4 protein-coding genes are annotated in these 5,979 nt (G+C 58.9%); 2 read left to right on the top strand and 2 right to left on the bottom strand.

Annotation, left to right across the window (positions count from 1 at the left end; all coding sequences use genetic code 11):
- Positions 1-147: 147 nt before the first annotated feature.
- Together EP376_RS22415 and EP376_RS22410 are read left to right on the top strand one after the other, a co-directional pair.
- Complete coding sequence (locus EP376_RS22415) at positions 148-540, top strand: hypothetical protein (protein ID WP_127562612.1); 393 nt, start codon at positions 148-150, stop codon at positions 538-540.
- A gap of 7 nt (positions 541-547) precedes the next feature.
- Positions 548-1,618: a TrbL/VirB6 family protein gene (locus EP376_RS22410; protein ID WP_088716864.1), complete on the top strand. Its 1,071-nt coding sequence runs from the start codon at positions 548-550 to the stop codon at positions 1,616-1,618.
- Between the two features lie 53 nt (positions 1,619-1,671).
- Here the strand turns inward: EP376_RS22410 and EP376_RS22405 are convergent, their stop codons facing one another.
- Complete coding sequence (locus EP376_RS22405; protein ID WP_088716863.1) at positions 1,672-3,699, bottom strand: type IV secretory system conjugative DNA transfer family protein; 2,028 nt, start codon at positions 3,697-3,699, stop codon at positions 1,672-1,674.
- Entirely contained in the window at positions 3,692-5,926 is a 2,235-nt protein-coding gene (locus tag EP376_RS22400) for a hypothetical protein (protein ID WP_127657699.1), read from the bottom strand. The genes EP376_RS22405 and EP376_RS22400 overlap by 8 nt, the downstream gene beginning before the upstream one ends.
- Between the last annotated feature and the right edge of the window lie 53 nt (positions 5,927-5,979).

Genomic DNA, 5,979 nt, shown 5'->3' with positions numbered 1-5,979 from the left:
GTCCATGCCCGAAAAACTCAGGGAATGGGGACAAGCAGGCTTCAAGGTAGTCTCCGTGGTCCACGCCAGTGCGGAAGGGCGTGCTGGATCGAACATTCATGTATTCTTGACGCGTGAAAATGCTTCAGGGGAAAAGGAGGATGCGGCGTGATTAAAGCTATCAGCATCGCGGTCCTCGTTCTGGCCCCCGTCCCCGCCATTGCGCAATTCGTGCCCACGCTGGACAATGAACCCCGTGTGTGTCCGGAACAACCGCCCCGCCCTGACTGGATGGAGAATGCACATGTGCGGGACGCGCATAAGAACATCCTCGTTCAACAGATGTATCGAGCTCAAAGTTTGAATGCAGTTGTCGAAACTGGCGATTGTTCCTGTGAAACTCGCTTTCCCTCCTGGGATGCGGCTTCGGAATATTACTTTGAAAACTACGCCGGCCTCGACAGACACGAGATCCTTGAACGCACCTCGGAATACAGTCGAACGGCGAACGAGCTGAGGCCCGCAGCAAGATCAATTTGCGAAGAGCAAGGTAACTGGTGAGGGTCACATGAGCGTAGTAACCTTCTTCGTAGAGACGGCTGATAGCTTCCTGGAAGAAGCAGCCGAATCACAGTTCGGAGCTATAGCTGCGACCGTTGGAACTGTGATTGCCCTGTCCGCTACACTGATCGTAATCCTGATCTTCATAAACATGGCCTTTCAGGTTCGAAGTGTGGACGGGCGCACGTCATTCTGGCTTGCCGTGAAGATCGGATTGGTAGCGCTGTTTGCAACGAACTGGGCCCAATTCAACTATCTTGCAGACGGGATTCTCAACGGGATCGACAGCATCGCCGGGTCTCTAGTGGCCTCGGTAGGTGGCGGTGCGCCGGGGCCGTCTGGAACTTATGCGGAAGAATTTGACCAGCTCATCAACCGCATGGGCGAATACCTCAACGCGATCGGTGAGAACCTGAACTGGATGGCCGGGGCATTGATCGACACGCTTGGAATGTTCCTTCTCTCGGTTCTAGGCGCGATCGCAGCGTGGCTTGTGATGATGTCAAGGATGCTGATCTCGATCCTGATTGGCCTTGCTCCGATCATGATCTTCCTGACGCTTTTCGACGTTACGAAGGATTACTTTGCTCGGTGGCTGTCCACCCTGATCTCCTTTTCCATGTATCCGATCATCATCGCAGGCGTATTCTCGACCATCATCGGCGTTGCGAGCGCGCTGATCGACCGTCTCGGAGACCCCTCAAGCGCAGCAAACATCGGTGCCTTGCTGCCCTTCTTCATGATGATCCTGATGGGAAAAGGTTTCATTCTGGCGACCCCGTTTATCGCGCGCTCCCTATCTGGCAACATCGTCATGCCTGCCATGAATGCAGGGATGGGCGGCAGCTATCAGTTCGCCCGAGCTGCTATGGGAAGCCAACAAGCCCGAAACCGCTACCAAGTGGGAGCGGCTTCTACGGCGGAAGTGGTTGGCCTTCGGGCCAATGAATATGGGAGGCGAGCTATGGCCTCGATGCGGGGATCGCCGTCTTCGACGGGCGGAGGCACCCCACCATCGACCGGAACGGGTGCCAAGATGCAGCGCATGAAAGATCGAGCTGACCGCCTCGGAGATTGAAAAAGGCCCGCACAAGCGGGCCTTTTTCTTTGTGTTGGTCGGCAAGGACATCGCTACTCGGCCGCGGTTGCGCGTTCGCCTCCCTGCCCTTCCGTAAAACTTGCCTCGAACTCTGCCAGCTTTGCATCGGCATCACGCAACGCCTGCACGTCGGCATCGGAAACGTCGCCCGGCTCGGGCAGATCGAGCCTCTGCTGAACAGACAGGTCTAACTCGCGCTGGCGCTCGTCCATGTCCCGAGTCGCCTGCGTAGCCTGGGCGACAGCTTTGGACCGTTTGCGCTTCGACGTTTTCAGCTTTGCTCGATGAGGCTGATCGCTGGCCTCTTTCACGGAAAGGTTCTCGGCCGCCTCCTGCGGCGCAGCCGCCGGCGTCGGCTGCGCCTCGTCCTCCGGTTCTTCCGCAATCACCGGCTCGACGGCTTTCAAGGTCCGCTCAGGGAAAGGTAGCTCGCCCTTCTGTGCGCCGTGGATCGCCTTGAAAAACGGATCGTCGTAATACTGGATACGCTTTGCCCGGATCGGCATTTGGGCATCCACGACCATCACAATGTCATCGAGCGGCATCCGCCGCGCCTCATCTTCGGGCAACAGAGACGTTTCCTCGGTGCGTTCGGACATGCTGCGACCCTCGAAGGGGTTCCGACCAATCGACCGGGATCGCGTGACCACGCGCTTGGTCGTCTTGCCCACGGCCTTGCTCAGTTCTTCGACGGTCTTTTCATCGGAGGGCGTGAGGTAGAGCTTCACACCAGCGTTGCCCTGCAACGCCCTGCGGGTGTTCTCGCCATATATCTCGTCCAGCGCAGGGATCGTTTGCGTGACGATAGCCAAGTGCCCCTTGTAGGAGCGCAGCGTCTCGATGCTCTCGACCACGATGGGCATCTTCCCGAGGCGGTTGAACTCGTCCAGCATAATCATCACCGGCCAGGGTTCATCCTTGCCCGGCTCCTTGTCCTGAAGCGATGAAATCAGGTCGGAGAAGAACAGGCGGATCAGCGGGGCCATCGGCTTCACCATGTTCGGAGCGACGACCAGGTAGACGGTGAACGGCTTCTTGCGGATCGTCCGGAAATCGAAGTCCGATTCGATGGTGGCGGCGTCGATCGCCGGGTTGCTCCATTGATCGAGGCCCGAGGTCATCAACAGGGACACATAGGAGGTCAGCGTATCGTTGTTGGTGGATGCAAGCCGCTCGAAAATCAGCTTCGCAGCGTGGTTCCGAACCTCGTCCCGACGCTTCATGAACTCTTTCTGCTTATTGCCGCCGGACGCGCTGATCCGGTAGATTTCGCCCAAGGTGGGCCGCTTCCGCTCGAAGGCCAGAAGACCGGCTGCAACGAAGAGGTCGATACCGCCTTTCAGAAGCCCTTGGACACGATCACTGTCAGCTTGCAGGAAGAGCGAGGCGAGAAGCTGAAGCTCCATCTGCTTTCGGTCAGGATCGTCCAGCTCGAAGATCCTCAGCAGCGGGTTGTAGCGATGGCTGCGCCGGTCGTGCCAATCGGTCGGTGCAAAGCGGAACACCTTGTCGCCCTCCGACGCTCGATGCCGGGCCGTATGCTCAAAATTCTCCCCCTTCACGTCCAGGACCACGGCGGACCCTTTGAAGGTAAGAAGGTTCGGGATAACGAAGCCGGTGGTTTTCCCCCGCCCGGTCGGTGCGACGATCAATGCGTGGGGAAAAACCTTCGACGTGACGAGCTTTCCGCGCGACTTCGGCTTGCCCATCTTGCCCAGGATAAACCCTGTGCCGGGTTTACCGAAAAACCCGTTGCGGGCCATTTCAGCGGCCTTCTGCCAATGGGTGCGCCCGAAGCGGGTGAGTGCAGACCCGGACAGAACCGCGCTCAGAAGCATCCCGGCTAGGGCAAAGCCGCCGATGATGAGATTGACCTTCTCGAAGTCGTTGGGGCGGACGATCCGCATATCCAGGTAGTTCTGCGCCAGCCAGAAGAAGTCAATCTCAGCCGACAGCCCATAATCGCGAAACGTGAGGTAGGCAGTCGCAATCACATAGCCGACAGCGGCCGAAACCAGCGTCAGGAGGATTACGCCAACTGCGATCTTGCCCTTATCCATGCGTCTGCCCCTTTTCGCTGTGGCTCTGAACATGCTTCAGGCGCTGCGCATCGTATTCTTCATCGGCAATCTCGGAAATGACCTCGCGGGTGGCCTCGCTGTTGGCCGTCGCTTCATCCGATTGCAGATAGGCTTTCGCGGCGTAGAGCCGTTCCAGACGGTCATCAATGACGTTCTCCAAGGCATCTGCATCGCCTTCGCGCAATGCCTCGATCCGCTCGTCATCCAGCTCGCGTTCGATTTCCTCGCGATAGGCGCGGCCACTGGCCTCGTCTGCGAAGGTCGGGTTGATCTTGTCGTCACGTTCGTGAGCAATGACACGCTCGATCTCAGGACTGCGGCCGGCGCTGGTCAGTTCACGTTGCGCCGCCACCTCGGAAACCCGCTCACTGTCCCGAATGCTCATTGCCGTGGCGTAGGTCTGACCCAGACCCCGTGCAAGGTGATCGGGCATGTCCGGATACCGGGCCTTGAAGTCATCTGCGACAGTCGCCTTCACATCGGTGGATTCGTCAGCTCCGGCGGCGCGGGCCTCCGTCTCGATCCGGTCGTATAGGTCGTGATCGACAATCGTTTCCTGATAGGGCTGGTCACGATAGATCAGGTCCGGGGACGCTACGATTTCCGGCTTGTCTCGGAGATAATCGGCCTGCTCGCTTGCAATCCGCTCCCGCGCCATTGCCTCGATCCGGCCGTCCTCGGACATAGCCTGCACACGATCATAGCGCGTATCGAAGTCCTCCGATTGATCGGCTGACATAAGCTCGTCGCGGATGCGGCTGCTCATGCGATCAAGGCTGGCCTGCTCGATATGGGCCTGATGGGAAACCCCGCCCTCGTTGTCGGTCTCGACTTCGTAGGGGCGCATCGCATCATCGAACTCGCGCAAGCGATCCTGCTCGAACCGCTCTACTTCAGCACTGTAGCCCGCAAAATCCTCATGCTCATGCGAACGGAACTCGCGGGTATCCTCGCGCACCAACCCGTCGCGCATCTGCTCACCATATCTGTCAGCGGTGTCGCGCAACAAAGCATCGGCCCGGCGCTGATCTTCAACCGACATACCTCCTGCCGCGCGCTCTTTCGCCAGAGCCGTGAACGCCATGCCCAGCTCCGCGTTGGTGCTGACATTCGTGCGCCCCTGCGCCGCACGATCCCGCTCGATCACCAAAGGCTCGAATGTGGCATAGTCATTGTTTGGCCCATCGAAATTGTCACGAACCCCCTTCTCGACCTCGGCCACGGCCTCAGCCTCTCGTGCGGAAATGCCATCATTCTCAGCTCGAATTAAGGCGTCCTCGGTCCGCAGCTCATCGCTGACACGTTCCCGATAGACTTCATCGTTCGCCTGATCGCGCAGGAAGTCTTGATAATCCGGATCGTCCTCGAACACCCCATCGTCGCGCAGAACCTCGGCCCGTTCGAGCGCGGTCCCTAGCTGGACATGCACCTGGTCCAGCTTGTCCACCGCTTGTTGAAGATCTTCGCGCCGTTCGAGATTGAGCCCATCAGTCTCCGCGATGCGGCTCAAATCATCGGAAAGCCATTGGCGTTCCAGCGCAGCGTTATTCGCTGTGGTTTCGATCCGTGCGATGATCGTCTCGGACGAAATGCCTGTGCCACGCAAGGTCGTTTCGATCTGCGCCCTCGTCTCAGGCTCGCGCAGCCGCTCGACGGCATCGCGGTTCACATTGGTCTCGGAATAGACCCCATCGGCCGAAGGCGCATCAAGTAGCGTTTGCGAACGGGTGCCAAGAGGCTGCATGTGGGCAACCCCCCGATAGATTTCATTGAGACGCGCCTGCGCTTGGGGTCGCTGCACCTCGGGCGTGCTGGCAACCATCGCCTCAACGCGCTCCATCCGTGCGGCAAAGCTGCTTCTCAGATCATCAAAGGACTGTTCCTCGGCCATGTAAACTTCTCCATTCTGTTCAAGATGCCCGCCCCGTGCCATCATCTCACCGGCACGAAACAAGGCGTTTGCAATATCCTCACGGTTCTCGGCCGACGCCTCGGCGGCCAGTGAACGGTAAACCTTCGTATTGCTGGCGATCTCCGCCAGCGCGCGGTCCAGATCGCGCCCGACGCGGACACGTCCAACCGGCTCCCTGCCCTCTTCCTTGGCCGCGTAAACCTCCTTGGTGCGCGGCTGATATGTTACCACACCCCGATCCAAACGGCGCGTTGCTTCGAGACAAACACCATATTTTTCAGCCTCTTCGACCATCGCCGTGCGGAAGTCGTCGTAGTTGAAATGGTGATCCCGCCCCAGATAGAAGA

Source organism: Alexandriicola marinus (assembly GCF_004000435.1).
In the GTDB taxonomy this organism is placed as follows: domain Bacteria; phylum Pseudomonadota; class Alphaproteobacteria; order Rhodobacterales; family Rhodobacteraceae; genus Alexandriicola; species Alexandriicola marinus.
Note: the sequence above shows the minus strand (reverse complement) of the source record. Positions and strands in the feature narration are given on the sequence as shown.

Coding starts and splice junctions, on each gene's coding strand:
- EP376_RS22400 (WP_127657699.1), bottom strand. CDS start 5,926: ATGGTCGAAGAGGCTGAAAAATATGGTGTTTGTCTCGAAGCAACGCGC.
- EP376_RS22405 (WP_088716863.1), bottom strand. CDS start 3,699: ATGGATAAGGGCAAGATCGCAGTTGGCGTAATCCTCCTGACGCTGGTT.
- EP376_RS22410 (WP_088716864.1), top strand. CDS start 548: ATGAGCGTAGTAACCTTCTTCGTAGAGACGGCTGATAGCTTCCTGGAA.